Raw genomic sequence first — 25,889 nt, forward strand, 5'->3', positions numbered from 1 at the left:
ATCAAGCACACAGGAGCCAAGCCGTGAAAAAAATCGAAGCCATCATCAAACCCTTCAAACTAGACGACGTGCGCGAGGCACTCACCGACATCGGCATCACCGGCATGACGGTTACCGAAGTCAAAGGTTTCGGCCGCCAGAAAGGCCACACCGAAGTCTATCGCGGTGCGGAATACGCCGTCGATTTCCTGCCGAAAATCAAAATGGAGCTGGTTTTGCGCGACGACCAAGTCGATCAGGCGGTGGACGTCATCATCGAAACCGCCCGTTCCGGCAAAATCGGCGACGGCAAAATCTTTATCTTCCCGGTGGAAGAAGCCATCCGCATCCGCACCGGCGAGCGTTCCGATTCCGCCGTTTAAGCCTGATGGCGCACAGGCCGTCTGAAACGCGGAATGCCCCTTTTCAGACGGCCTTCCGCACCACCCAAGCCGCCCCGTATCCCACCCCATACCCAAAACAGCCGAGGATTCCCATGCACACTTCCGCCCTACCCTTTTTCGGCCTGATCCGCGTCAGCGGCGAAGACCGCGCTTCCTTCCTGCACGGCCAACTGTCCAACCACATCGAAGGACTGGCCGAAGGAGAAGCCTGCTATGCCACCTACAACACACCCAAAGGCCGCGTCATCGCCAACATGCTGGTGTTCAACCGCGGCGAAGACCTGCTGCTGCTGACTGCGGCAGACCTCGTCGAAGCCCTGTGCAAACGCCTGAGGATGTTCGTTCTGCGCGCAAAAGCCGTCTTCGAACCCCTGCCCGGCTACGGCGCGGCAGGTCGTCTGAACGAAGGCGCAACCGCCCTGCCCGCCGCCGAACCGCATCTTTCCTTCCCGTTTGCCGTTTCAGACGGCCTCATCGAATGCACCCTGCCCCACGGCGGCATCCTGCTGGCAGGCGAAAAAGACAAACTGCCCGCCTATGATGCCGAAGCGGAAAACGCCTGGCAGCTGCACGAAATCCGCAGCGGCTACCCGTGGATTTCAGAGGCGACCAAAGAAAGCTGCGTCGCCCAAATGCTCAACCAGCACACCATAGGCGGCGTGCACTTCAAAAAAGGCTGCTACCCCGGCCAGGAAATCATCGCCCGCGCCCAGTATCGCGGACAAGTCAAACGCGGCTTGGCCGTATTGTCGGGCAGCAGCCTGGAAGCCGCAGGCATCGCCGTCCTGCAAGACGGCGCGGAAGCGGGCATCATCATCAACACCGCCTGCACCGCCGAAGGCAGCCTGAGCCTGGCCGTCATCAAACACAGCGCGGCCGCCGCCCCGCTTACCGATGCCGACGGCAACCCGCTGCAACAACAGCAACTCTTCTTCGATACGGCGGAAGCGGAATAAAGCCTGCCGCCGCAGATGAGGCCGTCTGAAAATACCACACCGCTTTTTCAGACGGCCGACGATTCATCATATAGCGCAGTGGATTAAATTCAAATCGGGACAAGGCGAGGCAACGCCGTACCGGTTTAAATTTAATCCACCATACAACCCACCGAGAAAAGAAAACACCTTATGTTTACAGGCATAGTACAAGGCATGGGGCGCGTCGTTTCCATCGAACAGCCCGCCGCCGATTTCCGCACCCACACGGTCGAACTGCCCGGGGACATGGCCGGCGGCCTGCAAACCGGCGCGTCCGTCGCCCACAACGGCTGCTGCCTCACCGTAACGGAAACGGACGGCCGCACCGCCCGTTTCGACCTGATGGCCGAAACACTGGACAAAACCAACTTAGGCCGTCTGAAAGCGGGCGACTTGGTCAATCTCGAACGCGCCGCCCGCTTCTGCGACGAAATCGGCGGCCACCTGATGAGCGGCCACATCACCGCCACCACCGAAATCCTCCGCATCGAACGCACCGAGCACAACACCACGATGCACTTCGCCCTGCCCGCCGCGCTCAAACCCTACATCCTGCCCAAAGGCTTCGTCGGCCTCGACGGATGCAGCCTGACCATAGGCAACGTCGGCGAAGACTCGTTCTGCGTCCACCTGATTCCCGAAACCCTGCGCCGCACCCTGTTCGGCACACGGCAGGCGGGCGACACGGTCAATCTGGAAATCGACCCGCAAACGCAGGCCGTCGTCGATACCGTCGGCCGGATATTGGCCACCAAAGGCTGATGTTTTCAGCCGGAGCAAGTCTGAACAAAGCCTGCGCTCGGTAGACAAAGCAAGCCTATCCATTCCTTTGCGGATGCCGGACAGCTTTGCCCGTCTGCCGTCCATTCGGAAAAGCAAACAGGCCGTCTGAAAAACAAATTTTCAGACGGCCTTTATCATCCATTCGCAAACGGTTTGGCAGATTCAACTTTCCGTACAGGCCGCCCGGTTCCGCCCGTGCCGTACAGACAAAAAGACGGTTCGGGCAAGCCGTCCGCCGTCGGGCCGTCTGAAAACACCTGCTTTCAGACGGCCTGCACGGTAACGAAACCGCAGCGGGCTATTCCGCTTCCCGCCATACCGGCAGCGCGCCGAAAGCCTGCGCCGTCGGCATGATTTCTATCGCGTTCACATTGACATGCTTCGGCCTCTGATACAGCCACAGCACAGTATCCGCAATATCCTGCGGCGTAACCGGCTGCACGTTCTCATACACCTTCGCCGCCCTACCGTCGTCGCCCTTGAAGCGCACGTTGGAAAACTCAGTTCCGCCGCACAAGCCCGGCTCCACATTGCTCACCCGTACCCCCGTGCCCTGCAAATCCGCCCGCAGATTGAGCGAAAACTGGCGGACGAACGCCTTGGTCGCGCCGTAGACATTGCCGCCCGGATAAGGGTAAGTACCCGCAATCGAACCGATATTGATGATGTAGCCGTCGCGCCGCGCCGTCATCTGCGGCAGCACCAGACGGGTCAGGTACGCCAATCCGAGCACGTTGGTTTCAATCATCGTTTCCCAATCGGCGAAATCGGCGCGGTCGGCCGCATCCAGCCCCAAAGCTAGGCCGCCGTTGTTAATCAGGCAGTCGATTTCGCCAAACGGCGGCGGCAGGCTTGCCAACGCCGCCGCAACCGACGGCCTGTCGGTCAAATCCAATTCGAGCGGATAAAACGACCCGCCCAGTTCGTCGCGCAGGCCCTGCAATTTATCCATACGCCGTGCCGCGCCGACCACGCGGAAGCCGGCCTGTACAAAAGTCCTGCACATCGCTTCGCCGAAGCCCGCCGATGCGCCGGTAATCAAAACCGTCATTTTTTTCTCCTTAGCGATGGACGGCAAACCTTTTGCCGCCCTGTTTTCAGGTATGATGCGCGCTTCAAAAACCATACCGAAAGAGGAACACATGAATCTCCGTACCGTTTTTGCCGCAGCGGCCGCCACTGTAACACTGGCGGCCTGCGGCGGACAAGGCGGCCCTGCCGCAGACAAAGGCCCGATTTCCGCCGAACGCACCGCCGCCTTCAAGCGTATGATGCCCGAATTCGCCGTCATGGGGAAAATGGTCAAAGGCGACGAAGCATTCAGCCAAGGCAAATTCAAAGAACTGACGGCCGTTTTCACCCAAAATGCGAAAAAACCGTTCGACCACTTCCAAAACGACCCGCAGGGCAACGGCGACGCACTGCCCGCCGTATGGGCGCAACCCGATGATTTCAAACGCAGGGAAAGCGAATTTTTCGCAGCGGTTGACGAGCTGAACGCCCAATCGCAAACCAGCCGGCTCGAAGGCATCACCGCCGCCTACAACAACGTCAGCGCAAGCTGCAAATCCTGCCACGACGTATACCGCAGGCCGAAATAAAGGCCGTCTGAAAGCCGCAAAACCTCAAAACGCAAAAAAGGCCGTCTGAAAACGAAGTTTCTGCGAAGCTAAAACGAAGTTTCCGAAGGAAGCCGAGTTTCTGCGGAGCTAAAACAAAGTTTCAGACGGCCTCAAACATCGGCACGTCAAGTATCGGCAAAATCCGCCCGGCGGACGAGCAAAAAGCACAACGGCAACGCCACCGCCGCCAAAGCCGCGCCGGCGAAGCCGACGTGTTCCAAACCGAACTGCTGCACGGCATAGCGTCCGAACAACGCGCCGCCGCCTATGCCCACGTTGTACAGCGAAGAATAAATCGACGTCGCCACATCCGTCGCATCGTCGGCAAACCGCAGCACGCGCGACACCATTGCCAAACTGAGCGCAGTGATGCCCACGCCCCACAAGAAGCATAACACCGTCAAAACCCAAGGGGACGCGGCCGACGGCAGCAGCAAAACCATCACCGCCGTCATCAGCAGCGCGTAAGCGGCAAAAGACAAACGGCTTTTGCGGGCAAACCAACGTCCGAACAAGTACGACCCGGCAAAACCGGACGCGCCGTACACCAACAGCAGCATCGTCGCCCGCTGCGGAGGAAAGGCAGCCGTCTGAAGCGCGAACGGCTCGATATAACTGTAAGCCGTGAAATGGGCGGTTATCATCAGCACGGTAAAGGCAAACAACTGCAGCAGACTCTTGCGCCGCAACAAAAGCGGCAGGCTGGCAAGCGAACCGCTGTTGATACTCGGCAGCTTGGGCAGAGTTTTAACCAACACCGCCGCCGTCAGAGCCGCCGCACCCCCGATCAGCAGGAAACTCAGCCGCCAGCCGTACGCCTGACCCGCCAGCCGCCCCAACGGAATGCCCAACACCATCGCCAGCACCGTTCCCATACTCAACAGGCTCAAAGCCTGATTCCCCTTGCCCTTGGGCGCAATCCGCACCGCCAAAGCCGCCGTAATCGACCAGAACAGCGCGTGCGTCAGCGCAACCACAGTCCGGCTGACCAGCAAAACAGTGAAATTGCCGGCGAAAAACGACAACACATGGCCGCCTGCAAACACCGCCAGCAAAACCAACAGCAACACCTTGCGCTCCGTCGCCCGCGTCATCAGCATCAGCGGCAGCGACATCAAGGCCACCACCCACGCATACACCGTAATCATCACACCGGCCTCGGCGGGCAGCATGCCGAAACTGCGCCCGATATCGCTCAACAGCGCAATCGGGATAAATTCGGTGGTATTGAAGATAAAGGCCGCGCAGGCAAGCGCGAACACGCTCAGCCAGCGAGAAGATTCTGTCGCCATAGATTCACCGTCCGTTCACAAAAAGGCCGTCTGAAAATTCAGACGGCCCGCGATTGTACTCCATTTGGCAAACAAATACCGCCCGACGGCTTTCAGACGGCCTTACAGGCGGATATTAAAGAACTTAAAAATGCCTTTTGCCTCCAAAGGTTTCAGCTCCAAATGCCGCCCGCCGCATTTCCCGCAAAGCGGCGGCTTCGGCGGTAGCACATCCGAAACGACGGGTGGGCCGTTTACCTTGCCGCAATCGCGGCAAACCCACCCCATAGGCGTTTTCGGTTTGAATGCCATTTCAATCCCCATCCTTCACAAACGGATAAAACGGCCGCCCCCAATCGCGGGAGGAATGAAGCTGCATCACCTGCAAAATTTCCGGCAGCAAAGCGGAAAGGATGTTGCATGCATCCCGCAACTGACTGCGGTTGGCCGAACTGCCGTAAGTCGCGCCGCCGTGGATAATCTGGTTTCTCAGGGTATAGAGGCGGTCGAACAACACCAGCAATACCGTATCCGTATCCTGCGCCGACAAAGCCGTATGCACCTTCTTCTTCGCCCGATCGAAATCGTCGCGCCATGAGGCTTCGCTTGTCAAACCGTTGTGAAAATCCCAAAACGGCTGGAAAACATAGCGGTTGTCGAGCAGCGAACGGATGGCGCCGTGGAAAGTCTGCCATACCAAGCCGTAAATGCGCTTTTCCTTGTCCAAACTGCAAACCGTCTGCAAAAAACAGCGGAAACCGCCCCTGTCGCCCAGCATCGTGCGGCCGTCGATTTCATTGGCATAGGCGGCGTTGAAGGCAATCCACAATGCCTGAAAGCGGATATCCAAATCGGCCTGTGCCTGCTGCGCCTTGTCCAGCCAGCTTAGAGCGCGGTGGATACGCAGGCGGAAGGGTTCGGGATAAGTTTCCCGACAGGCTTTATAGTAAGCCTGTACTTCGGATAAATTCATGGTGTTTATCCCTTGCAATCGTATACTAAGGCCGTCTGAAGTCTCATATTTTCAGACGGCCCTTAGATTACTATATTGAACTAAAATAACCAATCCCATAAACGTTTCAATAGTTTGGGAGAATTTTCGTAAACTACCGTTTTAGCAATTTCAAGTGCAGCTTCTCCAAGCTCTGTGGCAAACTCCTTAATGCTTTCCCAAATTCCTCTCTCAGCAGCCTCTTCAGCCTGTTCTGTCTTTACCTCTTCTGTTGCTTCCCGTAAAACGGCATACTTTTTTTCTTTCGGCAATACATCCACTATCGAATCCATCAGTTGTTCCAAATTATATTTTTCTTCTGCCGAAACCGTTGCAATATAACGGGTGGAAATTTCAAACGCCTTACTGATTTCATCAATTTTTTTCAAAATATTGGCTTGTTGCCGTTCTCCGGGCAATCCTTCCTTAACATTCCACTCCCTTATCGGTTCAACTTTGTCGACTTGATTGATAACGAACAAAGTCGGACACCGTTCTTTATGTGGATGGACAATTTCTTTGTATACTTTTTCTGCTACGGCATAAGCCCTGTCATCAGCTTTAATTACCCAGAGAACCAAATCCAGTTCGGGCATCAGTTTGCGGTATAATTCGAAATATTCTTCATCCCGCTCAATTGTTTCCCCTACCCCTGGTACATCTACAAGATAAATTCCCTGTTGCTTATCCTCATTGCCGATAAAGATTTCCTGCGGCTCACGCGTACAGGCAGCCACATCACTGATTGCTGCGGCATCACTGCCGAACAAAGCATTGCACAGAGAAGATTTACCTACGCCTGTTACACCGAATATCCCAACCTTGGGTACATAAGAGCGCAACTCCTTTACTTTTCCCTGTATCCTTTTTTTCAAAATTTCAAGTTCTTCTTTACCTAAAGAATGAATATTCTGCATAGTAATTCCCATATAGACGATGTTGAAAGATTTAGACTAAAAGGGAATTTTAGTTTGTGCTAAAATTATTTAACAGTTTGCAAAAATACAAAAACTGTCCGAAAAATTCAATCGTTACACAATGAGTTCGACAGCATCATGGAAACATATGAAAAAATCCGTCTAATACGGGAACTAAACAAATGGTCTCAGGAAGAAATGGCTGAAAAGTTGGAAATGTCACCCAGCGGTTATGCCAAAATCGAACGTGGCGAAACTATTTTGAGTGTTCCCCGTTTAGAACAGATCGCCAAAATTTTCCAACTTAATATTTGGGAATTGATAAAGGACAACGGCAACACGATGACTTTGCAGATTAATAGTGAAAACAATAGCGAGGGTGGTGATATTTCTTTCTATAATGCACCAAGTACCATTATAGGAGAAGTGGAAAGGCTAAAATTACAGCTTGCCCATAAAGAAGAACTATTAATGCAGAAAGAACGCGAAAATGCTCTATTACAAGAACTAATTGCTGCTTTAAAGGCACATTCTTGAAGCTATTTATACAAAAGAAAGGCCGGCTGAATTTTCAGACGGCCTTTCTTTTCATTCCCGCAGTTTAATCAAGCCAGCAGTTCGTCCAGATATTCTATCCAGTGCCGCACTGGGGGTTTGCCGCCGCCGAGGTGGGTGATGCAGCCTATATTGGCTGAAAGGATGATGTTGGGTTGCAGTTCGTTTAAGGCGGTAAGTTTTTCGGTTTTCAGACGGCCTGCGGTTTGGGGATGGAGCAGTGCGTAAGTGCCCGCCGCGCCGCAGCATTGGCCGGAATTTGCGGGCAGGTAGAGCGGGATGCCGAGTCGGGCGAACAGTTTTTCCACGCTGCCCGATAGTTTTTGGCCGTATTGCTGGGTGCAGGGCGGGTGGTAGGCGATTTTTTCAGACGGCCTTTTGTGCATCATGGCATGCAGGCGGTGGCTTTCGTTGCTCAGGATTTCGACGATGTCTTTGGATAATGAGCTGATGCGGGCGGCCCTTTCGGCGTATTCGGGGTCGTTTTGCAGGTGGTAGCCGTAGTCTTTGACGGTTACGCCGCAGCCGGAGGCGGTGGTTACGATGGCTTCTATGCCGTCGGGCAGCCAGGGTATCCAGGCTTCTATGTTGCGGCGCATGTCGTCCAAGCCGTCTGCTTTTGCGCCGTTGTGCAGATTGACGGCTCCGCAGCAGCCGGCAAAATGGGAATAGTGGGTTTGGATGCCGAGCCTGTCCAATATGCGGGCGGCGGCGCGGTTGATGTTGGGCGAGAGGGCGGGTTGGACGCAGCCTTCGAGCATGAGGATTTGGCGCGGGTGTTCGTTGTCGGGCATGAAGCCTGCTTCCCGCAGGGGCAGGATTTTGTTTTTGAGTGCGTCGGGCAGCAGGGAGCGGCTGTGTTGTCCGATGCGGTAAAGGGGGGTGAAGAGTTGCGGGGCGGTAATCAGCCGCCGCAGTATGCCGCGTTGCAGTTTCTGCCACAGCGGCCTTTTGATGCGGCGTTCGGCTTCGTCGCGGCCGATTTCGGCCAGTTTGCCGTATTCGACTTTGGCGGGGCAGACGCTTTCGCAGGCGCGGCAGCTGAGGCAGTGGTCGAGGTAGCGGTGCAGGTTGCCGGTGGCGGGTGCTTCGTTTTCCAGCAGTTGTTTGATTTGGTAGATGCGGCCTCGGGGGCCGTCGGCTTCGTTGCCGCTGAGGCGGTAGGTGGGGCAGACGGCGTTGCAGATGCCGCAGTGGACGCAGCGGCGGATGATTTCGTCGGCCGTTTGGCCTTCTGGCGTGTGGCGGATGGGGTCGGCAAGGTTGGTTTGCATGATCTGCTGAGTGGGAATCGCGTTTTGTGCGGCGGTGTGGAGGCCGTCTGAAAGGATGGTGTCGGCAAGGGTGTTTTCAGACGGCCTGTTTCGGTGTTCAGATGCTTAGTCGGGCGCGGAACATGGCTTCTTTCATTTGGACGATGGCGGCGGGCAGGCCGAGGAAGAGTGCCTGGGCGATGAGGGCGTGTCCGATGTTGAGTTCGGCTATCGGCAGGATTTTGGCTATCGGGGCGACGTTGTGGATGTTGAGGCCGTGCCCGGCATTGACGATGAGGCCGCGTTCGGAGGCGAAATACGCACCTTCTTCGATTTGTGCGAGACGTTGGCGGCGTTCGGCGGTATCGGCGGCATCGGCATAGGCGCCGGTATGCAGTTCGACGGCGGGTGCGCCGATGTCTGCGACGGCTTGGATTTGCGCTTCGTCGGCATCGATGAAGAGGGAGACGCGGATGCCGGCCTCGCTGAGGATGCGGGTGAAATCGGCTGTTTTTTGCTGTTGCCCCAGTACGTCCAAGCCGCCTTCGGTGGTGATTTCCTGCCGTTTTTCGGGCACGATACAGACTTCTTTCGGCCGCACGCGCAGGGCGTGTTCGAGCATTTCTTCGGTCAGTGCCATTTCGAGGTTGATGTGGGTGCGGACGGCGCGGGCGATTTGTGCGACGTCGTCGTCTTTGATGTGGCGGCGGTCTTCGCGCAGGTGCAGGGTGATGTAGTCCGCGCCGTGGGTTTCGGCCAGCAGGGCGGCTTCGAGCGGGGACGGGTAGCTTGTGCCGCGCGCGTTGCGAAGGGTGGCGACGTGGTCGATATTGACTCCTAAGAGCATGGTTGTTTCCTTTCTCGGTTTTCAGACGGCCTTCCGGTGATTGACCGTCTGAAAGGTTGGACGATTCAGCGTACGGGTAGAACGGCGCAGTTGCACAAATCCGTACTTTCAAACGTGGTTCGCTCTCCGGCCTGCAAGCCCGGAACGGGAAATACGCGCACGGTGAGCGGTTTATTCAAGCGGAAGGCCATTGTACCCGTGTCGCGCATGATGGCGGCGATTTTCCCTGCAGGAGTGTCTCCGGGAATGGGGACGGTATCCAGGCCGATGCCGCATACGCTGCTGTAGGTCAGCAAGTCGTGCAATCCGAAGCGGGCATGATGGGTTGCTTCGGCCAAACCTTGGTCTTCGGTTACCGCCAGCATGAGACCTGAAAAACCAACTGCACGGACATTGTGCAGTGATTTGAACACCCGGGTTAGCAAAGCTGACGCTTCCACCGTACCTGCGGCACCGAAATGCGGTACTCGCAACAGGCGGTAGAGTTCGACCATCGAAGTGCAGTTTTTCGACGGGGCGGCGGAGGTATCCATGCCTGCATATTGCCAGCCTGCCGAGAGCGGGGTTTCGGTAATGTATTGCTGCACCGCATCGACATGATGTTGCAGTGCTTCGCGCATGGCATTTAAGGCCGTCTGAAAATAAGCGGTGTGTTCTTCGGGAAGGTTGTTTAGGCGGCGCAAGGCGGCAGCCAGCAGGTCGGGGGTTTCCAAGCCGACCACCAGGCAGTTCCCCTGCTCCCCCCTATGATAACTTGCCGGAAAATAAGGTATCAGCGGGGAGCAATTGAAATTGACGGTAAAGTTGAAATTGCCTTCGCCGCGCGATGTGATGCGGCCGATTGTTCCTACGGCATCCACGCAGCGGAGGATGGTTTCGTTGTCGGGCAGGCAGTTTGCATCGGCATGTACATTGACACAGGCGTTGCAGAGGTCGCCGTAGTCTTTAATCAGTTCGGGCAAAAGGGCAATTTCCGCCGCCGTGCATGCTTCGCCGATTGCAAACCGTATGCGCAAACTGCTGTTTTGATTGATGCGCGTCAGAATATTGCGAATCCGTTCCAAACCGGCTTTTGAGGCCGCTATGTCCGATGTGTCGAGGTATTCGCCGAACGGATTGGACACTATGCGGATGGATTGCACCTGATAGCCGCCTCGGGCCAATGAGGCGGCCAAACGGTCGCATTGGCTTTTGGCTTCGGAAAGGATGCTTTCCCAACTTGCGGCATCAGCCGGCAACACTGTAAAGGCGGTAATGGCGCGGACGCGGCACAATTTGGGAGACTGAAGTTCGGCGTGCATATGATTCCTTTTGTTTCTGGTTATTCCGGATAGAACAAACGGTATGTTTTCGGATTAAGTTGGAGGCCGTCTGAAAAATTAGTGCGATTAAAGAAGACCGGCCTTCCCTTTGCGTTCGGCCTTGCGGCGTTCGCGTTCGGCTTTTTGTTCGGCTTCGCGGTGTTGGGCGGCTTTGAGCCATTGTTCCCATTGGTTCGGGGTTTCCAAGGTGATGCGGCCGATGTGGCCGTCGCGGAAGTCAGTCAGGGTGTTTTCGGCCGCTTTTTGGTAATTGATGCGTCCGCCACCCAGCAGTGCGCCGCGCCTGCGCCCTATCCATTCCAACCATTGTTCGTCACGCCAATGGCTGCTTTCGTTTTTGTCGGCCTGATAGCGTTCCTGCAACTGCGGCAGGTAGTGGCGGCGCAGGTAATCGATGAGTTCGAGGGCGACGGTTTCTTCATCGAGTGCGTTGCGACCGACCGCGCCGCCGGCGGCCAGGTTGTAACCGCCCTCTTCCACGATGATTTTCGGCCACAGCATGCCGGGAGTGTCGTAGAGCCAGAAATCGTCGGCAAGGAACAAGCGTTGTTCGACTTTGGTAATGCCGGGTTCGTTGCCGGTTTTGGCCGATTTTTTGCCCAGCATACCGTTAATCAGGGTGGATTTGCCTACATTGGGAATGCCGCAAATCATGACGCGCAGGGGTTTGTCCACGCCTTTGCGGTTCGGCACGAGGGCGCGGCAGGCGGCAATCAGCTTTTGTGCCGCCTGCCGGTCGGAAGCGTCCAACGCGATGGCGTTGGTGTTCGGGCGGGACTGGAATTCGGCCAGCCACAGGGCGGTGCGCTCGGGGTCGGCCAAATCCTGTTTGTTGAGGATTTTCAGTTTGGGTTTGTCCGACGAGAGTTTGCCCAGCAAGGGGTTTTCGCTGGATGCGGGCATGCGCGCGTCCAGCACCTCTATCACCATATCGACGCTTTTAAGCCGTTCGATAATCGCTTTTTTGGCCTTGTGCATGTGGCCGGGATACCATTGGATTGCCATGTTTTTCGGTTCTCTGTTCTGAATATGGGAAAGGCCGTCTGAAAATGCCGGACGGCCTGTTTCAGACGGCCTCTGCGGTCTGATTATCCGCTGCACCGGTTACGCGCCTTGGTTGAGCTGGCGGTGCCGTACCAGCACCTGATAATCCGGCCTGAAATGTTCCGCCAGCCGTTCGCAAACATAAACGGAACGGTGCTGGCCGCCGGTGCAGCCGATGCCGACGGTAACGTAGCTGCGGCTTTCTTCCTGCATCCGCGGCAGCCAGCGGCCGATAAAGCGTTTGATGTCGCCCACCATTTCCTGCACCAGAGGCTGACTGTCGAGATACAGCCGGATAGGCTCTTCCGTACCGTTGAACGGCCGCAGGGCGGTGTCGTAATAAGGATTGGGCAGGCTGCGCATATCAAACAGGAAATCGATGTCGGTCGGTACGCCGTATTTAAAGCCGAAAGACTCAAACACCACCAACATGCCTTCGCGCTCTACCTTCAGCCATTGCTGCACGACATAACGAAGCTGCTGGGAATTCATCGACGAACTGTCGATGCAGTATGCCTTTTCGCGCAGCGGTGCCAACATCTCCCGCTCCTGCCGCAGGCTCTCCTGCAGGGATTGCGTCAGTCCGGCCAGCGGATGGCTGCGGCGGGTTTCGGAAAACCGGCGCATCAATACGGCTTCGTCCGACTCCAAAAACAGCAGGTCCACACTGTGCCCCTGCCGGCGCAGATAGGCAAGCTGCTTGTCGATTTCACTGATGCTCGGGCGGGAACGGATGTCCACGCTGACGGCCAAGTGCTCGACGTCTGCCCGCAAAATGTGATGCCGCACCAAATCGGGCATCATTTCCATAGGCATATTGTCGATGCAGTAGTAGCCGACATCTTCCAACAGGCGCAGTGCCACCGACTTGCCCGAACCGGACAAGCCGCTAATCAGGATGATTTTCATGCCCGACCTCTTGCTCTTTCATAATACTTTGATGCCGTTCTAAAAATTCCTTCATGCTGTCTTTTCCGCGCAGCTGGAGGATATAGTTCCGTACCGCCACTTCCACCAGCACCGCCAAGTTGCGGCCTGCAGCCACGGGGAGGGTAACGGAGCGGACATTGACGTTTAGGATGGATTCGGTTTCGCTGCGAATGCTCAAACGGTCGATTTGTTTCATGTAATCGTCGTCGGCCGCAACCAGATTGATGATGAGGTTGAGGGATTTCTTCGGACGGATGGATGTTTCACCGAAAATATGGCGGATATTGAGGATGCCCAAGCCGCGCACTTCGAGAAAGTCGCGCAGCATCGGCGGACAACGGCCTTCCAAAAGTTCCGGCGCGGTGCGGTGCAGTTCCACCGCATCATCGGCCACCAGGCTGTGCCCGCGCGAAATCAGCTCCAAAGCCAATTCGCTTTTACCCAAGCCCGACTGCCCGGTCAAAAGGACGCCGATTTCGAATACATCGAGGAATACGCCGTGCTTAACCGTAGAAACCGCCAAGGTGCGTTGCAGATAAATCCGCAGCACATCCATCAGATACGGGCTTTCCAGCTTGGAAGTCAGCAGCGGGACGTTGTGGGTATGGCAATAGTCGCGCAGACTCTTCGGCACGGGCAAGTCGTTTGCCACGATGGCCAGCGACATCGGCAACTCGAAAAGCTGGTCGAAACTGTAGGCCAAATCGCCGCTTTCCATACGGCTAAGATAATCGACTTCGGCCACACCCAAAACCTGAACCTGATTAGGGTGGATAAAATTCAAATGGCCGACCAAAGCCAAAACCGGCTTGTCGGCCTCTACTCCGATACGGTTGTCGGCCCCCGCCGCGCCTGCCGCCCAAGCCAATTGGAGTTTGTGCTGATTGTCCTGATAGAGGCTGCGTACGGAGATGCTCGGCATTATTCCTCCGTCAGAATCCGTAGGATTCCGGCGGCATCGGCAGCCTGCATTAGCTGTTCGCGCACGCCTTTGTCTGAAAATTTTCCTGCGAGTTTGGATAAGACTTCCAAATGCGTGCCTGCGGCATTTTCGGGAACCAGCAATACCATAACCAGTGAAACGGGTTTGCCGTCGGGCGCATCAAAAGGAATCGGCTCTTTACTGCGGATAAAGACACCGACCGCCTTTTTCAATGAAGCCAATCGGCCGTGCGGTACAGCCACACCGTGCCCCAAGCCGGTGGAACCGAGTTTTTCGCGGGCAAACAGGCAGTCGAAGACTTCGGCACGGGCAACACCCGCTTCGTTTTCCAACAACAGTCCGGCTTGCTCGAACAGGCGTTTTTTACTGCTGACTTCCAAATCCAGCAGGATGTGTGAAGACGGTAAAATTTCACCAATCAGACTCATAATATTTCTTTACAAAAATAAAACGCCGCCGATTGTACCGCCTGACGGCGGCAATCTCAATCGGAGGCGGGTATTGTACACAACAGGCGGCAAAGCGATGCCCAGGCCGTCTGAAACATTTCCGAAACGCGCCTTAGCCAGGCACTATTTCCCCAACCATCGGCTAAACCAGCTTTTACCTTTATTGTTTATATTTTCCGACACTTTATGCTCGAACGGTCCGGCGGCAAACACGGTTACGCCGTTGTAGTATTCGCGCAGCCACATATTGCTGAAATCTTCGCCGATGCCGCGCACATAAAAGCGTATAAACGGAAATTGCCGCGCGATTTCGTCAAACAACCCGATGACCGTTGCCGTATCCAAGCCGTTGAAAGCGAAAGAGAAAGGCTCATCCACTACGGTTTCGAGATCCATCACGGCGTGACGGCTGGCATTTTTGTCCGCCAACCATACGGCGGCCACAGCCTGCACGGCATTCATGTCGAGTTTTTTACGGCTTTGACTGTCGTCCCAATTGAATTCCAAGCGGGTCATGCTTACTGGCATTTGACTGTATTCCCTTAAAATATTTGTTAATGTGTCCGCAACTGCGGCATCCTTTTTTTGCCGCCGGCCGATACTTCGGGCAGGCAGCCGCAATGATGCAACAAAAAAATACTTGATTATTACGTTACTTTACAATGATTGCGCCAATTCGTCAAACGAACACACGGCCGTACCGAGTTTGCCCACCACCACGCCGGCGGCGGCGTTTGCCAACTGCATGGCTTCGGGAAAATCCAATCCTGCCGCCATTGCCAACCCCATGCCGGCAATCACGGTATCGCCCGCACCGGAAACATCGAATACTTCCCGCGCCTGTGTCGGCTGGTGGTGCGGTTCGCCGTCGCGGAACAGGGTCATGCCTTCCTCGCTGCGCGTCAGGAGCAGTGCCTGCAAATCCAAATTGCGCCGCAACGCGCGGGCTTTTTCCTGCAAATCGGCTTCGTTTTTCCAACTGCCGGTAACTTGGCGCAGTTCGGCACGGTTGGGGGTAAGCAGGGTTGCGCCGGTATATTTGGCGTAGTCGTCCCCTTTCGGGTCGATTAAGACCGGTTTTCCCGCCTGCCGCGCCCATTCGATAAAGGAAACCACATGGGTCAGCCCGCCTTTGCCGTAATCCGACAGGATGACGACGTCGCATTCGGCCAACAGTTCACGAAAGCGGTTTTTCACTCCGTTCAATACTTCGTGTGTCGGCGCGTCTTCGAAATCCAGCCGGATCAGCTGCTGGTTGCGCGCCACGACGCGCAGCTTGACGGTGGTAGCGATGTTTTGGTCGCGTATCAACACTGTTTCAACCCCATGCTCCGCCATCAGTGCATTCAGACAGTCGCCCGCTTCGTCGTCGCCGATGACGGACAGCAATACGGCCTGCCCGCCCAGTGCGGCCACGTTGCGCGCCACATTGGCCGCCCCGCCCGCGCGGTGTTCGGTTTTTTCGATTTTGGCCACGGGGACGGGGGCTTCGGGCGAAATACGGGACACGTCGCCGAACCAATAGCGGTCGAGCATCACGTCGCCCACCACCAATACACGCGCCTGTTGCAGGCGGGGTTTTAAGGTTTCGCTGTAAAAGGTCATTGCGCCCTCCTTGTTTTTTCAGACGGCCTGACAATCGGGAGAGGCCGTCTGAAAAGCTGATTCGTGAAAACTATACCGTGAAATAAACAATAAACCGACACAAGGCGGCAAACCGGCGGCACAAGCGGCAGAAAAAGCCGTTTCAGCCCGTTCAGACGGCCTGTGAGGCAATTCGGTTCACTTCGCGCAATACGGCTACCGGATCGGCGGCTTGGGTAACGGGACGGCCCATCACCAGATAAGTCGAACCTGCCGCCAATGCCTCGGCGGGCGTCATGATGCGGCGTTGGTCGTCGCTGTTGCCTGCGGTATCCAAGCGGATGCCGGGCGTTACCAAGACAAATTCGGAGCCGAGCGCGCCGCGCAAGGGGACGGCTTCGTGCGCGGAGCAGACCACGCCGTCCAAGCCCGAACTTTGCGCCAGCCGCGCCAGCCGCAACACTTGCTCCTCAATCGGCACATCCACGCCAGTTTCGGCCAGGTCGGCCTGCTCCATGCTGGTCAGCACGGTAACGCCGATTAAAAGCGGCTTGTCTGGACAGTTTGCCACCGCTTCCGCGGCAACCTCCATCATGCGGCGGCCGCCCGACGCATGCATATCCACCATCCAAACGCCCATTTCCGCAGCGGCTTTGCAGGCTTTGGCCACAGTATTGGGGATGTCGTGGTATTTCAGATCGAGGAAAAGTTGGTAGCCCTGATGAATTAAATTTTCCGCCAGCCTGCGGCCTGTGGCGGTAAACAGCTCTTTGCCGATTTTCAGACGGCACAGGGAGGGGTCAAGGCGGCGGACGAATTGAATGGTCGATGCCTCATCAGCAAAATCCAGCGCGACAATCACCGGCTTGCGGCTGTCGGATAAGGCGGAATCGGTAATCAGCGGGTTCATGGGGTTTCCTTTGTCGGGCGGCTTTCAGACGGCCTCAATAAAAATCGTAATACAGCGACCATTCGCCGTTTTCCGGATTGCGGGAAAACATCAGGCTGCCGCTGTCGATAACGTTGAAACAAGCCTTGCTGTCGCTGGAAATCTGAAACATAAATTCAAAATGATCATGCATCAGCAGGCGGCCTTTGGCATTTTCGCAAATGCCCGACTGGCAGAAAGACGGATAACCGCCGAACTTATGGCGGTAGTCGTGTTCGGTGCAGATGTCGTCGTAATAGCTCAAGCAGTTTGCTTCGTCGTCATCGTCTTCAAAGTCGCAGATTTCATCTTCCAAATGTCCATCCAAGCCTCCGCCGTCCCAGATGGGAAAATCCCGTTCAAGGAAGACGGGTTTGAGCGGAAAGGGCTTTGGAGAACCATTCGGATTGGCGGGATATTCATAACGGACGAGTTCGTCATCGGCAGTATACTCCCGAATCAGCCAGTCCTTGCCGTGCCGTCCGATATGTTCCAAGAACGCCATGTCCCCGCGTTTTAATTCGAATTCTTCCAACTCGGGGATTTCTTCGCCGACAAACACGGTCAGCCAACTAATATGGCGCAACTGTTCGGGCACATACGGCAAATCCGGCAGGTAAAACTGCGCCAGCGGATAAAGCGGTCTGCCCTCACTGTCCACGACCGGCCGCGCTTCTTCCGGTTTGCACAAAAACACACGGCCTATCCAGTTTTCTCGGTCATCTCCCGCCGGTCGGAAACCGCCCGTTTCAAACGCTGTGCAGGGGCGGGCGATTTTCTGCCGCAGCTCACTGATTTTCTCGGAAATAAAAGGGCTTTTTCCGCTCATTGTCCCATGCTCCCTGTCGGTATGAAAATACTTTTTCAGACGGCCTGTTTATCCTGCCCATCCTGACCGTGCCGTTCCTCCTTGGCGGCCTTTGCCGCCCAATAGGAAGCCAGCAGCGAACCGGAAATATTGTGCCACACGCTGAATATCGCACCCGGCACGGCGGCAATCGGATCGAAATATTTCATCGCCAAACCGGCGGCCAGGCCGGAATTCTGCATCCCGACTTCGATGGCCAGCGTCTTTTGCGCGTCGTAAGGCAATTTGATGAACTTGGCGGCGAAAAAGCCCAGCAGGTAGCCGATGCAGTTGTGCAGCATCACCACGCCGAAAATCAGCCCGCCCGCCTCGGCGATTTTGGTACGGTTTAAAGCCACCACCGCGCCGATAATCAGGGCAATCGACACGACGGACACCAGTGGCAATACGCCTTCCACAGCCTTGGTTTGCCGGTGTAGGAAAAGGTTGCACAGCACGCCCAGCACAATCGGCAGCATAACGATTTTCAAAATATCCATCAGCATGGCGGAAGCGGAAATGTCCAGCCACTGATGCGCCAGCAGATAAAAAATAGCGGGAGTCAGCACCGGCGCGAGCAGTGTGGAAACCGACGTTACCGCCACCGACAATGCGACATTGCCCCGCGCGAGGAAGGTCATCACGTTCGAAGCCGTCCCGCCCGGGCATGCGCCGACCAAAATCACGCCGGCCGCAATCGCGGGCGGCAGTTGCAGCGTAACGGCCAAAACGTAAGCCGTCAGCGGCATGATGACGAATTGCGCCACCACGCCCGTCAGCACGGATTTCGGATGCTGCCCCAAAATTTTGAAGTCCGACGGGCTGAGCGTCAGCCCCATGCCGAACATAATCACGCCCAGAAGCCAGGTGATATAAGGCTTGAGCCAAACAAAGGCTTCGGGCAGGGAATAGGCTGCCACGGCGGTCAGTGCCGCCCACAGGGCGAAGGTTTTACCGAAAAAATCGCTGATGGTTTTAAGTGCGTTCATATTTGTTGAGAAAGTGTCTGTGTGCGAAAGCACGCAAGGATACGTTAATTCATGTGTAAAGAAAAGGCCGTCTGAAAGTTGGTGGCGGGTGCTTTCGGCTATAATCGCGCTTTTGTTTTTTCAGACGGCCTATCCAGATGAATAAGGAACTGCTCGGACTGTTTTTCCTGCCTGCGGGCGTTTTTTCGATGTGCGGCGCGGCTTTGTGGCAGATGTATGTGGTGATGAACGAAAGCTATACCCTCAACCGCTTCAAAGACCGGCAATTGGTGTGGGCGGTTGCGGCCATGTTCTTCAGCTTCAGCCTCGCCGTTTACTGGCTGTGCCCGAACGCGCGCAAAAAAGGGATTGTGTTTGCCGTTTTGGGTTCCGGCGGACTGTTGATGTACGTGCTGGCCAAGATGTGGCTGCCTTGGAAACATTAAAATCCCGATATTTTTCTTTCAGACGGCCTTCAAACCATGAGGAGGCCGTCTGAAAACGTTTCAGGCATCCGTCAAACCCAGCGCGGCCAGTTCGGCGCGCAGCCGGTCTGCCGTCCAGGCGTTGCCTGCCGCCAGCGTCAGCAGCACGCTTGCCGTTTCGAGGTTGCATTTGCCGCCGCCGACCACGCCCGCCTGCCGCAGCGCGTCGCCTTGGGCGTAAACCGCCGCCGCGCATCCCTGCAGCACCTGGCTGATGTTGAGCAGCAGGCCGCCGCGCGAGGTGAAGCTGCGGACGGCGTCGATAAAACCGTCATCCGAAGGGGCGTTGCCGTGGCCGTAGCTTTGCAGTATCGCGGCATCCGCCCCGTCCTGGCGCAAGGCGGCGGCGATATGGCGGACGGAATCGCCGGGAATCAGGGTGTGGCAGGACACGGACACGGCGGGGTTTATCCGCTCCGCGCGCAATCCGCCCGACGGCTTTTCAGACGGCCTCAAACCGTCCCGCAGGCTCATCCGCCCTTCCGCTTCTGACCATTGCGCCAACGCGCCGAAATGCGGGTTGGCAAAACCGTCGGCCGTTTCGGTGCTGACCTTGCTGCTGCCGACGGCGGGGAACAGTTTGCCGTCAAAGGCGATGGCGCACTTCTGCAGGCCGAGGCGGAGGGCGGCGGCGGCCGTGGCCAGATTGCGCGGCGCGTCGCTGCCCGGCGCGCCGAACGGCCATTGCGAGCCGGTCAGCACCAGCGGTTTGTCCAAACCGTGCAGCGCGAGGGCGAACAGATTGGCCGTGTAGGCCAGCGTATCCGTGCCGTGCAGCACCAGCACGCCGTCGTATTGCGGGATTTTTTCCACCAGCAGGGCCAACCAGTCGCGCCAGTTTTCCAGCGTTACGGCGGACGAATCAATCAGCGGCGCACAAATGTGCCAATCGAAAGAGAGGCCGTCTGAAAACGGCAACAAGGCCTTTTCCGCCAAGGCTGCATCCGGCCGCAAGCCCCGGCCGCTTTGAACCATGCCGATGGTGCCTCCCGTGTAGAGGACGAAAATCCGCCGTTTTTCCTGACTCATCCCTGCCGCTCCTGTGCCGAAACCGTTATCAAAAACGGCACGGATTGTAGCAGCAAAACAGGCCGTCTGAAATTCGGTTACAATGGCGGCCATGAAAAAAACCGCCCCGCTGCCGCTGATCGACGGCATCAAACCGAGCTACCTCCACCTGCCGTGCGACAAAAAACTGCACGGCACTTTGCTGCTCGACTTCCTCTGCCGCCGCTTCCCCTACATCGGCCGCGAAATCTGGGCGGGCAGGCTTTCAGACGGCCACATCTTCGACGAAGCCGGCACGCCGCTGGCCGCCGACGCCGCATTCCGCCCCGGCGGCACGGTTTACTACTACCGCGAAGCCATCGCCGCCGAAGAAGAACCCGTGCCGTTTCAAGAACACATCCTGCACATCGACGAACACCTGATTGTGGCCGACAAACCGCACTTCCTGCCCGTCATCCCCGGCGGCCGCTTCCTGCGCGAAACCCTGCTCACCCGCCTGCGGCTGCGCCCCGAACTGCAACACCTGAATCCCGAAAACTTCACTCCGCTGCACAGGCTGGACAAAGACACGGCGGGCGTCATCCTGTTTGCCCACCGCCCCGAAAGCCGCCGCGCCTACCAAACCCTGTTCCAAAGCCGCGCGGTGGAAAAAACCTACGAAGCCCTCGCCCCCACCCGCACCGACCTTGCCTACCCGCTGCACGTCCGTTCGCGGCTCGAACGCGGCGAACCGTTCTACCTCACGCGGCAGGCCGAAGGCGAAGCCAACAGCCACACCATCATCGAACTGGCGGAAAACAGGGGCGGCTACAGCCTCTACCGCCTCCGGCCGGTCAGCGGCAAAAAACACCAGCTCCGCGTCCACATGGCCGCGCTCGGCATACCGCTGCTGAACGACCCGCTCTACCCCGACCCGCAGCCCGCAGACTGCACCGACTACGCCCGCCCGCTGAAACTCCTCGCACGCGCGATAGAGTTTACCGACCCCTTCAGCGGCCTCAAAAGGCGGTTTGAGAGCACAAGGGCGTTATAAGGCCGTCTGAAACCGCCGTTTGCCCCTCCTTTATTACTGCAAACCCTTTTTCAGACGGCCCGGACATCCATCCGAACCTCCGCCCGAGGCCGTCTGAAAACACACACCGACACATCATGCTCACCACCCCGCCCTTCGCCCCGTCCACCCTCCAAGCCCTGCACCGCCTCGGCATCCGCAGCCGGGAAGAACTGCGGCGGACGGGCGCGGTCAAAACCTTCCTGCTGTTGAAAGCATCGGGCCGCACGCCGACCCGCAGCGTCCTGTGGCAGCTTGCCGCCGCCTGCCTCGGCTGCGACGTCATGCAACTGTCCGACACGGACAAAACCGCGCTGCTCGCCGCCGTCAAAAACCACCCGCCCGTCGCCCTGCCGCCGCCTGCCGGAGAAGCCGCACGCTTTATGCGGCTTGCACTGCATCAGGCCGAAGCGGCGGCAGCGGCCGGCGAAGTGCCCGTCGGCGCGGTGGTGGTGCGCAACGGCGAAGTGTTATCGACGGCGCACAACCGCTGCGTCGCCGACTGCGATATCGGTGGCCATGCCGAACTGCGCGCCTTGGCCGAAGCGGGCCGGAAGACAGGCAGCTACCGCCTCGACGGCTGCGACGTTTACATCACCCTCGAACCCTGCGCCATGTGTGCCTCCGCCCTGATACAGGCGCGGGTGGCGCGCGTGGTGTACGGTGCGGCCGAACCGAAAAGCGGCGCGGCGGGCAGCATCGTCGATCTGTTTTCAGACGGCCGTCTGAACAAACACACCGCCGTGTTCGGCGGCATTCTGGCCGAAGACTGCCAAGCGGTTTTACAGCATTTTTTCCGGCAGCGCCGGAACAACCGACCTAAAAAGGAAAACCCATGAAATATCTCGCCCTTTTACTTTCAACCGCCGCCCTCGCCGCCTGCTCCGCCGACAAGGCCGGACAGGAAGTCCCGACAGACGGCATCGCCAACCCCGCCTCCGAATTCTGCATCAAACAAGGCGGGAAGCTGGAAATGAAAAAAGACAAAGACGGCGGCGAATACGGCGTCTGCCGCCTGCCCGACGGCAGCGCGGTGGAAGAGTGGGAATATTTCCGCAGCCATAACGGACAGTAAAAACAAAAAGCCGCCAAACCCAATCCGTTTGGCGGCCTTTTCAGACGGCCTTCAGGCCGTCTGAAGCCTTATTCGGCGGTTTCGGCGGCAGGCGGCACGCCCTTCGCCTCTTTCACCGCCAGAATCCGCACTTTGCCGTATTTGTCGGCCAACACCAGCTCCGCCCCGGCAGGCGTTTCGCGCAACCGATAACGGCGGACGGCGGACAGCGCGCCCGACAGTTTTTCTTCCGCCGTCATCACTTCCGGCTCGCAGGCTTTCAAGGTGGTAACGGTCTGGGAAACATTCAGACGGCCTTTCCTGACGCGGTATCCGGCCGACAACATATTGCATCCCGCATCGGCATGCAGGCGCGATGACGCGCGGTCGAAAACCAATGTGCCCGATGCGGATTTGCCGTCAACCCCCGTTATCCGCCAGCGGCCTTCCGGCACGCCGGACGGTGCGGCAAAAGACGGTGCGGACACGGCCAACAAGGCGGCGGCCAATATTGCGCTATGCTTCATTTCAGAAACTCCTTTCACTCATTACACAGAAAAATTACGAAACGGCGGCATCATCCCTTGCCCGAAGGGCAAAATGCGGCAGAAGCCAAAAAACCGGCTCAAACAACGGCGATACATTGCCGCCGCGTTTGAATAAACCTACCGCCTTTTAGCATGAATTTATTTTTCAATACAATTCCGTCCGATAGCCGAACTGTCCGATGACGTCGCAACTTTGCGCTTCGCTTCGGCATTTTTTCAACAGCGATTTAAATTCGGGCTGTTGTTGGGAAAACGGGGTGCCGTTGTCGCCGCGTGCGAGCCAATAAAGTGTATACGTACCGTCTGCCAGCCTGCCGCGAATCACGGCAATCAGGTTTTCTTCCAACCGTTCCCCTTCCTTCACGATTTTGCAATCGCTTTTTTTGCCGTATTTGCGGAGGGTTTTGTCCATTTCCTTGTGGGTAAAGCCGCCCATTTTCAGATTGAGGGCTTTATCGATACAGGAAGCCAAAGCAAATTCTTTGGTGGAAGCCAGCATGGGGTTGGCATGTACGTTTGGCTGCAACTGCGCCCACGATACCGCGGACACGCCTACAGCCCCTGTGGACGGACTGAAGGCCACGGCAATATCACTTTGACCGGCCAAATCCTGCCGCGCCCGAACAGTTGCTTTTTCAAACGCATACGGGTCATACGGCTGCCGCTGCTGCTGGCCGAGTGATTGTTCCTGCTGCATCCGGCCTTGAAATTGCTGCATTTCCATAGACTGCCGCTGCTGGTTGATACAGTTTTGGTAATTCGGCAGGTTGGGCGAACAGGCGAGTGTACTCATGCCTGACGACAACAGAATCAAACATAAGACGGTTTGGGTGTTTTTTTTCATGTATCTCTCCGGTTATGCCGCTTTCAGACGGCCTGTATTCAGGAACAGCGGTTTGCGGGATCGAGGCTTTGCATGGCCAGCCTCATCCATTGCCAGGCCAATTCGTATTGTTCGCCGAAAGCGTTGTACAGCGCGTCTTCGCTCAAAACGCGGTATTCGCCCTCCGTGCGCTCGTCGAGTTCGAGGCCGTTTTCTACGGCCTGATTGAATGCCATGTATTCTTTGGCGTAAAAAGCATCCAGTTCGGCCATCAGCCCCGCCGCCTGCCGCCATTCCTCCTGCGCCGCTTCCAATTTGGGCTGCAGCTCCAGCCAACGCCGGTAACAGCTTTGGATATGGTCGAGGCGGCTTTGCATTTGTTCTGCGGACAATTCCATCACAATCTCCCAAAATCAAAAAGAAGGATTTTACGCGCTTTTCACTTATTAGGCCGTCTGAAAGGCATTTCCCCCACAGCGGCTTCGTTTTGGCCCCGCAGAAACGCCGCCTCCCATCGTCGGCTCCGTTTTCAGGTATCATACGCCCTTTGCCCGACCGAACCTTTCCCATGCTGCACACCGACAACCTCACCGCCGCCAAACCGGAACGCATTATCAGCGCGCAATCCCTGTCATCCCAAGAAGAACAGCTCGAACGCGCGCTGCGCCCGAAGCTGCTTGCCGACTATATCGGCCAGCACAAGGCCAAAGAACAACTAGAAATCTTTATCCAGGCAGCCAAAAAACGCGGCGAAGCACTCGACCACACGCTGCTTTTCGGCCCGCCGGGCTTGGGCAAAACCACGTTGGCCAACATCATCGCCAAAGAATTGGGCGTGAACCTGCGCCAAACCAGCGGCCCGGTGCTGGAACGCGCGGGCGATTTGGCCGCGCTCCTGACCAACCTCGAACCGCACGACGTATTGTTCATCGACGAAATCCACCGCCTCAGCCCCGTGGTGGAGGAAATCCTGTATCCCGCTTTGGAAGACTACCAGCTCGACATCATGATAGGCGAAGGCCCGGCCGCCCGCTCGGTGAAAATCGACCTGCCGCCGTTCACGCTGGTCGGCGCGACCACCCGCGCGGGCATGCTGACCAATCCGCTGCGCGACCGTTTCGGCATCGTCGCCCGTTTGGAGTTTTACAACCACAGCGATTTGGCCACCATCGTCCGCCGTTCGGCGCACCTCCTGCAACTGGACATGGACGAATCGGGCGCGATGGAAGTGGCCAAACGCAGCAGGGGCACGCCGCGTATCGCCAACCGCCTGCTGCGCCGCGTGCGCGATTACGCCGAAGTGAAGGGCGACGGCAGCATCAGCGCGAAAACCGCCGATGCCGCCCTATCTATGCTGGATGTGGACGCGGTCGGCCTGGACGTGATGGACAGGAAGTTCCTCGAAGCAGTGCTGCACAAGTTCGGCGGCGGGCCGGTCGGCTTGGAAAACATCGCCGCCGCCATCGGCGAATCCACCGACACCATCGAAGACGTTATCGAACCTTACCTGATCCAGCAGGGTTTCCTGCAACGCACGCCGCGCGGCCGCATGGCCACCGAAATCAGCTACCTGCATTTCGGCCTGCCGGTAGAGAAGTAACCGCACGACCACAACAAGGAAATGCCATGAAATACCTATATTCCCTGATGGCCTGCGCCATACTGGCCGCCTGTTCTTTCGAAGCCGATGAAACCGCCCGCGCCGACAACAGCGCGGCCGTCAAATCAGCCGCCGACGCGCAGGCGAAACAGGCCGTCCATCCCGACAATCCGTCGCCCTACGGCCTGACCATGGGCAAAGCCACGGTGGCCGACGCGCTGAAAAAGCATCCGCAGCTTGCCAAGACGGGTTCCAGCACCATAGGCTACGGCAACGGCACGCCCGTGCCGATGAACAATGCCTACTCGATGCCTGACGCGGACGGTTCGATTATCGTTTTCCAATTCGACGATACGCACGACACGTTGCAAAACATCATGCTGATTCCGTCTAAAAAAACGTTCCCCCAAGCGAAAAAGGAATTTGACGCGCTCTATCCCCCCTACCCGCGCCTGAGCCGCGAAGAATTCGAAGCCCTCGCCCCGCAGGGCGCGGATTTCGAGCATCAGGAAAACTGGTTCGCGCAACACAAATCCGATATCGCCTTCTACAAACAGGGCGACACGCTGATTTTGGCCGCCGTCAGCGCGGCATCGCCGAAGGAAAGCGTCGTGATGTACCGCAACAGCAGCTACATCCCCGTATTGAAGGAAAAAGCGGCAGAAATCACCACCCGCAAACAGCCCTAATCGGCAACACGGAAAAA

32 protein-coding genes are annotated in these 25,889 nt (G+C 57.1%); 11 read left to right on the forward strand and 21 right to left on the reverse strand.

Annotated elements, in window-relative coordinates; all coding sequences use genetic code 11:
- Window positions 1-23: 23 nt before the first annotated feature.
- Entirely contained in the window at window positions 24-362 is a 339-nt protein-coding gene (locus ACTHSL_RS01600; protein ID WP_003771425.1) for a P-II family nitrogen regulator, read from the forward strand.
- Here ACTHSL_RS01600 and ACTHSL_RS01605 read toward each other — a convergent pair.
- Window positions 359-481: a hypothetical protein gene (locus ACTHSL_RS01605; RefSeq protein ID WP_440380090.1), complete on the reverse strand. Its 123-nt coding sequence runs from the start codon at window positions 479-481 to the stop codon at window positions 359-361. The two genes, ACTHSL_RS01600 and ACTHSL_RS01605, sit on opposite strands and share 4 nt — an antisense overlap.
- On the opposite strand from ACTHSL_RS01605, the gene ygfZ reads away from it, so the two are divergent.
- Together ygfZ and ACTHSL_RS01615 are read left to right on the forward strand one after the other, a co-directional pair.
- Window positions 476-1,339 (forward strand): CAF17-like 4Fe-4S cluster assembly/insertion protein YgfZ, encoded by an 864-nt coding sequence (gene ygfZ / locus ACTHSL_RS01610; protein WP_440380091.1) that lies wholly within the window; start codon window positions 476-478, stop codon window positions 1,337-1,339. The two genes, ACTHSL_RS01605 and ygfZ, sit on opposite strands and share 6 nt — an antisense overlap.
- 171 nt (window positions 1,340-1,510) lie before the next feature.
- A complete protein-coding gene (locus ACTHSL_RS01615) occupies window positions 1,511-2,122 on the forward strand; it encodes a riboflavin synthase subunit alpha (protein ID WP_440380092.1) in 612 nt (203 codons plus the stop codon).
- Window positions 2,123-2,441: 319 nt separating this feature from the next.
- Here ACTHSL_RS01615 and ACTHSL_RS01620 read toward each other — a convergent pair whose 3' ends face one another.
- The gene (locus ACTHSL_RS01620; protein ID WP_440380162.1) at window positions 2,442-3,194 is read right to left on the reverse strand and encodes an SDR family oxidoreductase; all 753 of its coding nucleotides are present in this window, start codon (window positions 3,192-3,194) and stop codon (window positions 2,442-2,444) included.
- Between the two features lie 91 nt (window positions 3,195-3,285).
- Between ACTHSL_RS01620 and ACTHSL_RS01625 the strand changes: the two genes are divergently transcribed.
- Complete coding sequence (locus tag ACTHSL_RS01625; protein WP_440380093.1) at window positions 3,286-3,744, forward strand: c-type cytochrome; 459 nt, start codon at window positions 3,286-3,288, stop codon at window positions 3,742-3,744.
- Between the two features lie 146 nt (window positions 3,745-3,890).
- Here the strand turns inward: ACTHSL_RS01625 and ACTHSL_RS01630 are convergent, their stop codons facing one another.
- The 3 genes from ACTHSL_RS01630 to ACTHSL_RS01640 form a co-directional block, all read right to left on the reverse strand.
- On the reverse strand, window positions 3,891-5,057 hold the full coding sequence (locus ACTHSL_RS01630; protein WP_440380094.1) for a sugar transporter: 1,167 nt from the start codon (window positions 5,055-5,057) through the stop codon (window positions 3,891-3,893).
- Between the two features lie 292 nt (window positions 5,058-5,349).
- Window positions 5,350-6,009: a hypothetical protein gene (locus ACTHSL_RS01635; protein WP_440380095.1), complete on the reverse strand. Its 660-nt coding sequence runs from the start codon at window positions 6,007-6,009 to the stop codon at window positions 5,350-5,352.
- 80 nt (window positions 6,010-6,089) lie between these two features.
- The gene (locus ACTHSL_RS01640; protein WP_440380096.1) at window positions 6,090-6,944 is read right to left on the reverse strand and encodes a GTPase family protein; all 855 of its coding nucleotides are present in this window, start codon (window positions 6,942-6,944) and stop codon (window positions 6,090-6,092) included.
- A gap of 138 nt (window positions 6,945-7,082) precedes the next feature.
- Between ACTHSL_RS01640 and ACTHSL_RS01645 the strand changes: the two genes are divergently transcribed.
- Window positions 7,083-7,481, forward strand: coding sequence for a helix-turn-helix domain-containing protein (locus ACTHSL_RS01645; protein ID WP_440380097.1), 399 nt, complete (start codon window positions 7,083-7,085; stop codon window positions 7,479-7,481).
- Between the two features lie 68 nt (window positions 7,482-7,549).
- On the opposite strand, the gene glcF is transcribed toward ACTHSL_RS01645, so the two are convergent.
- From glcF to ACTHSL_RS01705, 12 genes are all read right to left on the reverse strand, one after another.
- The gene (gene glcF, locus ACTHSL_RS01650) at window positions 7,550-8,773 is read right to left on the reverse strand and encodes a glycolate oxidase subunit GlcF (protein ID WP_440380098.1); all 1,224 of its coding nucleotides are present in this window, start codon (window positions 8,771-8,773) and stop codon (window positions 7,550-7,552) included.
- 97 nt (window positions 8,774-8,870) lie between these two features.
- Window positions 8,871-9,599 carry a pyridoxine 5'-phosphate synthase gene (pdxJ, locus tag ACTHSL_RS01655; RefSeq protein ID WP_440380099.1) on the reverse strand — a complete coding sequence of 243 codons (729 nt, stop codon included), beginning with the start codon at window positions 9,597-9,599 and terminating at the stop codon, window positions 8,871-8,873.
- A gap of 65 nt (window positions 9,600-9,664) precedes the next feature.
- The gene (locus tag ACTHSL_RS01660; protein WP_440380100.1) at window positions 9,665-10,900 is read right to left on the reverse strand and encodes a DUF711 family protein; all 1,236 of its coding nucleotides are present in this window, start codon (window positions 10,898-10,900) and stop codon (window positions 9,665-9,667) included.
- 87 nt (window positions 10,901-10,987) lie between these two features.
- Complete coding sequence (gene ylqF, locus ACTHSL_RS01665) at window positions 10,988-11,926, reverse strand: ribosome biogenesis GTPase YlqF (protein ID WP_440380163.1); 939 nt, start codon at window positions 11,924-11,926, stop codon at window positions 10,988-10,990.
- Between the two features lie 99 nt (window positions 11,927-12,025).
- Window positions 12,026-12,874, reverse strand: a complete 849-nt coding sequence (gene rapZ, locus ACTHSL_RS01670) for an RNase adapter RapZ (RefSeq protein ID WP_440380101.1) — start codon at window positions 12,872-12,874, stop codon at window positions 12,026-12,028.
- Window positions 12,855-13,817 carry an HPr(Ser) kinase/phosphatase gene (hprK, locus tag ACTHSL_RS01675; RefSeq protein WP_107885840.1) on the reverse strand — a complete coding sequence of 321 codons (963 nt, stop codon included), beginning with the start codon at window positions 13,815-13,817 and terminating at the stop codon, window positions 12,855-12,857. Before hprK ends, rapZ begins: the two co-directional genes overlap by 20 nt.
- On the reverse strand, window positions 13,817-14,266 hold the full coding sequence (gene ptsN / locus ACTHSL_RS01680) for a PTS IIA-like nitrogen regulatory protein PtsN (protein WP_283113598.1): 450 nt from the start codon (window positions 14,264-14,266) through the stop codon (window positions 13,817-13,819). Before ptsN ends, hprK begins: the two co-directional genes overlap by 1 nt.
- A gap of 144 nt (window positions 14,267-14,410) precedes the next feature.
- A complete protein-coding gene (locus ACTHSL_RS01685; RefSeq protein WP_440380102.1) occupies window positions 14,411-14,815 on the reverse strand; it encodes a hypothetical protein in 405 nt (134 codons plus the stop codon).
- A 129-nt stretch (window positions 14,816-14,944) separates the two neighbouring features.
- Window positions 14,945-15,892, reverse strand: a complete 948-nt coding sequence (gene rfaE1, locus ACTHSL_RS01690) for a D-glycero-beta-D-manno-heptose-7-phosphate kinase (protein WP_314933561.1) — start codon at window positions 15,890-15,892, stop codon at window positions 14,945-14,947.
- A gap of 151 nt (window positions 15,893-16,043) precedes the next feature.
- On the reverse strand, window positions 16,044-16,781 hold the full coding sequence (gene pyrF, locus ACTHSL_RS01695; protein WP_440380103.1) for an orotidine-5'-phosphate decarboxylase: 738 nt from the start codon (window positions 16,779-16,781) through the stop codon (window positions 16,044-16,046).
- A gap of 34 nt (window positions 16,782-16,815) precedes the next feature.
- Window positions 16,816-17,628: a DUF1963 domain-containing protein gene (locus ACTHSL_RS01700; protein WP_440380104.1), complete on the reverse strand. Its 813-nt coding sequence runs from the start codon at window positions 17,626-17,628 to the stop codon at window positions 16,816-16,818.
- A 35-nt stretch (window positions 17,629-17,663) separates the two neighbouring features.
- Window positions 17,664-18,635: a bile acid:sodium symporter family protein gene (locus ACTHSL_RS01705; RefSeq protein ID WP_440380105.1), complete on the reverse strand. Its 972-nt coding sequence runs from the start codon at window positions 18,633-18,635 to the stop codon at window positions 17,664-17,666.
- Window positions 18,636-18,772: 137 nt separating this feature from the next.
- On the opposite strand from ACTHSL_RS01705, the gene ACTHSL_RS01710 reads away from it, so the two are divergent.
- Window positions 18,773-19,060: a hypothetical protein gene (locus tag ACTHSL_RS01710; RefSeq protein WP_440380106.1), complete on the forward strand. Its 288-nt coding sequence runs from the start codon at window positions 18,773-18,775 to the stop codon at window positions 19,058-19,060.
- Between the two features lie 60 nt (window positions 19,061-19,120).
- Here ACTHSL_RS01710 and ACTHSL_RS01715 read toward each other — a convergent pair whose 3' ends face one another.
- Window positions 19,121-20,128, reverse strand: a complete 1,008-nt coding sequence (locus ACTHSL_RS01715) for an asparaginase (protein WP_440380107.1) — start codon at window positions 20,126-20,128, stop codon at window positions 19,121-19,123.
- Between the two features lie 91 nt (window positions 20,129-20,219).
- On the opposite strand from ACTHSL_RS01715, the gene ACTHSL_RS01720 reads away from it, so the two are divergent.
- The 3 genes from ACTHSL_RS01720 (at window position 20,220) to ACTHSL_RS01730 (ending at window position 22,233) form a co-directional block, all read left to right on the forward strand.
- On the forward strand, window positions 20,220-21,140 hold the full coding sequence (locus tag ACTHSL_RS01720) for a pseudouridine synthase (protein ID WP_440380108.1): 921 nt from the start codon (window positions 20,220-20,222) through the stop codon (window positions 21,138-21,140).
- Between the two features lie 116 nt (window positions 21,141-21,256).
- Window positions 21,257-21,997: a tRNA adenosine(34) deaminase TadA gene (gene tadA / locus ACTHSL_RS01725; RefSeq protein WP_440380109.1), complete on the forward strand. Its 741-nt coding sequence runs from the start codon at window positions 21,257-21,259 to the stop codon at window positions 21,995-21,997.
- On the forward strand, window positions 21,994-22,233 hold the full coding sequence (locus ACTHSL_RS01730) for a putative hemolysin (RefSeq protein WP_440380110.1): 240 nt from the start codon (window positions 21,994-21,996) through the stop codon (window positions 22,231-22,233). Before tadA ends, ACTHSL_RS01730 begins: the two co-directional genes overlap by 4 nt.
- A 68-nt stretch (window positions 22,234-22,301) precedes the next feature.
- Here ACTHSL_RS01730 and ACTHSL_RS01735 read toward each other — a convergent pair whose 3' ends face one another.
- From ACTHSL_RS01735 to ACTHSL_RS01745, 3 genes are all read right to left on the reverse strand, one after another.
- Entirely contained in the window at window positions 22,302-22,739 is a 438-nt protein-coding gene (locus ACTHSL_RS01735) for an META domain-containing protein (RefSeq protein ID WP_440380111.1), read from the reverse strand.
- Between the two features lie 166 nt (window positions 22,740-22,905).
- The gene (locus ACTHSL_RS01740; protein ID WP_440380112.1) at window positions 22,906-23,604 is read right to left on the reverse strand and encodes a hypothetical protein; all 699 of its coding nucleotides are present in this window, start codon (window positions 23,602-23,604) and stop codon (window positions 22,906-22,908) included.
- 38 nt (window positions 23,605-23,642) lie between these two features.
- A complete protein-coding gene (locus ACTHSL_RS01745) occupies window positions 23,643-23,981 on the reverse strand; it encodes a DUF4298 domain-containing protein (protein ID WP_107918413.1) in 339 nt (112 codons plus the stop codon).
- A 170-nt stretch (window positions 23,982-24,151) separates the two neighbouring features.
- Here ACTHSL_RS01745 and ruvB point away from each other — a divergent pair, with 170 nt between their 5' ends.
- Both ruvB and ACTHSL_RS01755 read left to right on the forward strand, forming a co-directional pair.
- Window positions 24,152-25,183, forward strand: coding sequence for a Holliday junction branch migration DNA helicase RuvB (ruvB, locus tag ACTHSL_RS01750; protein WP_204811884.1), 1,032 nt, complete (start codon window positions 24,152-24,154; stop codon window positions 25,181-25,183).
- A 26-nt stretch (window positions 25,184-25,209) separates the two neighbouring features.
- Window positions 25,210-25,872, forward strand: a complete 663-nt coding sequence (locus ACTHSL_RS01755; RefSeq protein WP_440380113.1) for a hypothetical protein — start codon at window positions 25,210-25,212, stop codon at window positions 25,870-25,872.
- Window positions 25,873-25,889 lie beyond the last annotated feature (17 nt).

Origin of the sequence: Neisseria sp. P0008.S010 (assembly GCF_051962715.1) — a bacterium.
Classification (GTDB): domain Bacteria; phylum Pseudomonadota; class Gammaproteobacteria; order Burkholderiales; family Neisseriaceae; genus Neisseria; species Neisseria elongata.

Bases quoted from the DNA above. Each gene is read 5' to 3' on its own strand.
- ACTHSL_RS01635 (WP_440380095.1), bottom strand. From the start codon at position 6,009: ATGAATTTATCCGAAGTACAGGCTTACTATAAAGCCTGTCGGGAAACT.
- ACTHSL_RS01745 (WP_107918413.1), bottom strand. From the start codon at position 23,981: ATGGAATTGTCCGCAGAACAAATGCAAAGCCGCCTCGACCATATCCAA.
- ACTHSL_RS01755 (WP_440380113.1), top strand. From the start codon at position 25,210: ATGAAATACCTATATTCCCTGATGGCCTGCGCCATACTGGCCGCCTGT.
- ACTHSL_RS01685 (WP_440380102.1), bottom strand. From the start codon at position 14,815: ATGCCAGTAAGCATGACCCGCTTGGAATTCAATTGGGACGACAGTCAA.
- ACTHSL_RS01620 (WP_440380162.1), bottom strand. From the start codon at position 3,194: ATGACGGTTTTGATTACCGGCGCATCGGCGGGCTTCGGCGAAGCGATG.
- ACTHSL_RS01730 (WP_440380110.1), top strand. From the start codon at position 21,994: ATGAAATATCTCGCCCTTTTACTTTCAACCGCCGCCCTCGCCGCCTGC.
- ygfZ (WP_440380091.1), top strand. From the start codon at position 476: ATGCACACTTCCGCCCTACCCTTTTTCGGCCTGATCCGCGTCAGCGGC.
- glcF (WP_440380098.1), bottom strand. From the start codon at position 8,773: ATGCAAACCAACCTTGCCGACCCCATCCGCCACACGCCAGAAGGCCAA.
- ACTHSL_RS01615 (WP_440380092.1), top strand. From the start codon at position 1,511: ATGTTTACAGGCATAGTACAAGGCATGGGGCGCGTCGTTTCCATCGAA.
- ACTHSL_RS01735 (WP_440380111.1), bottom strand. From the start codon at position 22,739: ATGAAGCATAGCGCAATATTGGCCGCCGCCTTGTTGGCCGTGTCCGCA.
- pyrF (WP_440380103.1), bottom strand. From the start codon at position 16,781: ATGAACCCGCTGATTACCGATTCCGCCTTATCCGACAGCCGCAAGCCG.
- ptsN (WP_283113598.1), bottom strand. From the start codon at position 14,266: ATGAGTCTGATTGGTGAAATTTTACCGTCTTCACACATCCTGCTGGAT.
- ACTHSL_RS01715 (WP_440380107.1), bottom strand. From the start codon at position 20,128: ATGAGTCAGGAAAAACGGCGGATTTTCGTCCTCTACACGGGAGGCACC.
- rfaE1 (WP_314933561.1), bottom strand. From the start codon at position 15,892: ATGACCTTTTACAGCGAAACCTTAAAACCCCGCCTGCAACAGGCGCGT.
- ACTHSL_RS01740 (WP_440380112.1), bottom strand. From the start codon at position 23,604: ATGAAAAAAAACACCCAAACCGTCTTATGTTTGATTCTGTTGTCGTCA.
- ACTHSL_RS01640 (WP_440380096.1), bottom strand. From the start codon at position 6,944: ATGCAGAATATTCATTCTTTAGGTAAAGAAGAACTTGAAATTTTGAAA.
- ylqF (WP_440380163.1), bottom strand. From the start codon at position 11,926: ATGGCAATCCAATGGTATCCCGGCCACATGCACAAGGCCAAAAAAGCG.
- ACTHSL_RS01700 (WP_440380104.1), bottom strand. From the start codon at position 17,628: ATGAGCGGAAAAAGCCCTTTTATTTCCGAGAAAATCAGTGAGCTGCGG.
- ACTHSL_RS01630 (WP_440380094.1), bottom strand. From the start codon at position 5,057: ATGGCGACAGAATCTTCTCGCTGGCTGAGCGTGTTCGCGCTTGCCTGC.
- ACTHSL_RS01645 (WP_440380097.1), top strand. From the start codon at position 7,083: ATGGAAACATATGAAAAAATCCGTCTAATACGGGAACTAAACAAATGG.
- pdxJ (WP_440380099.1), bottom strand. From the start codon at position 9,599: ATGCTCTTAGGAGTCAATATCGACCACGTCGCCACCCTTCGCAACGCG.
- ACTHSL_RS01625 (WP_440380093.1), top strand. From the start codon at position 3,286: ATGAATCTCCGTACCGTTTTTGCCGCAGCGGCCGCCACTGTAACACTG.
- rapZ (WP_440380101.1), bottom strand. From the start codon at position 12,874: ATGAAAATCATCCTGATTAGCGGCTTGTCCGGTTCGGGCAAGTCGGTG.
- hprK (WP_107885840.1), bottom strand. From the start codon at position 13,817: ATGCCGAGCATCTCCGTACGCAGCCTCTATCAGGACAATCAGCACAAA.
- ACTHSL_RS01705 (WP_440380105.1), bottom strand. From the start codon at position 18,635: ATGAACGCACTTAAAACCATCAGCGATTTTTTCGGTAAAACCTTCGCC.
- ACTHSL_RS01660 (WP_440380100.1), bottom strand. From the start codon at position 10,900: ATGCACGCCGAACTTCAGTCTCCCAAATTGTGCCGCGTCCGCGCCATT.
- ACTHSL_RS01720 (WP_440380108.1), top strand. From the start codon at position 20,220: ATGAAAAAAACCGCCCCGCTGCCGCTGATCGACGGCATCAAACCGAGC.
- ACTHSL_RS01710 (WP_440380106.1), top strand. From the start codon at position 18,773: ATGAATAAGGAACTGCTCGGACTGTTTTTCCTGCCTGCGGGCGTTTTT.
- tadA (WP_440380109.1), top strand. From the start codon at position 21,257: ATGCTCACCACCCCGCCCTTCGCCCCGTCCACCCTCCAAGCCCTGCAC.
- ruvB (WP_204811884.1), top strand. From the start codon at position 24,152: ATGCTGCACACCGACAACCTCACCGCCGCCAAACCGGAACGCATTATC.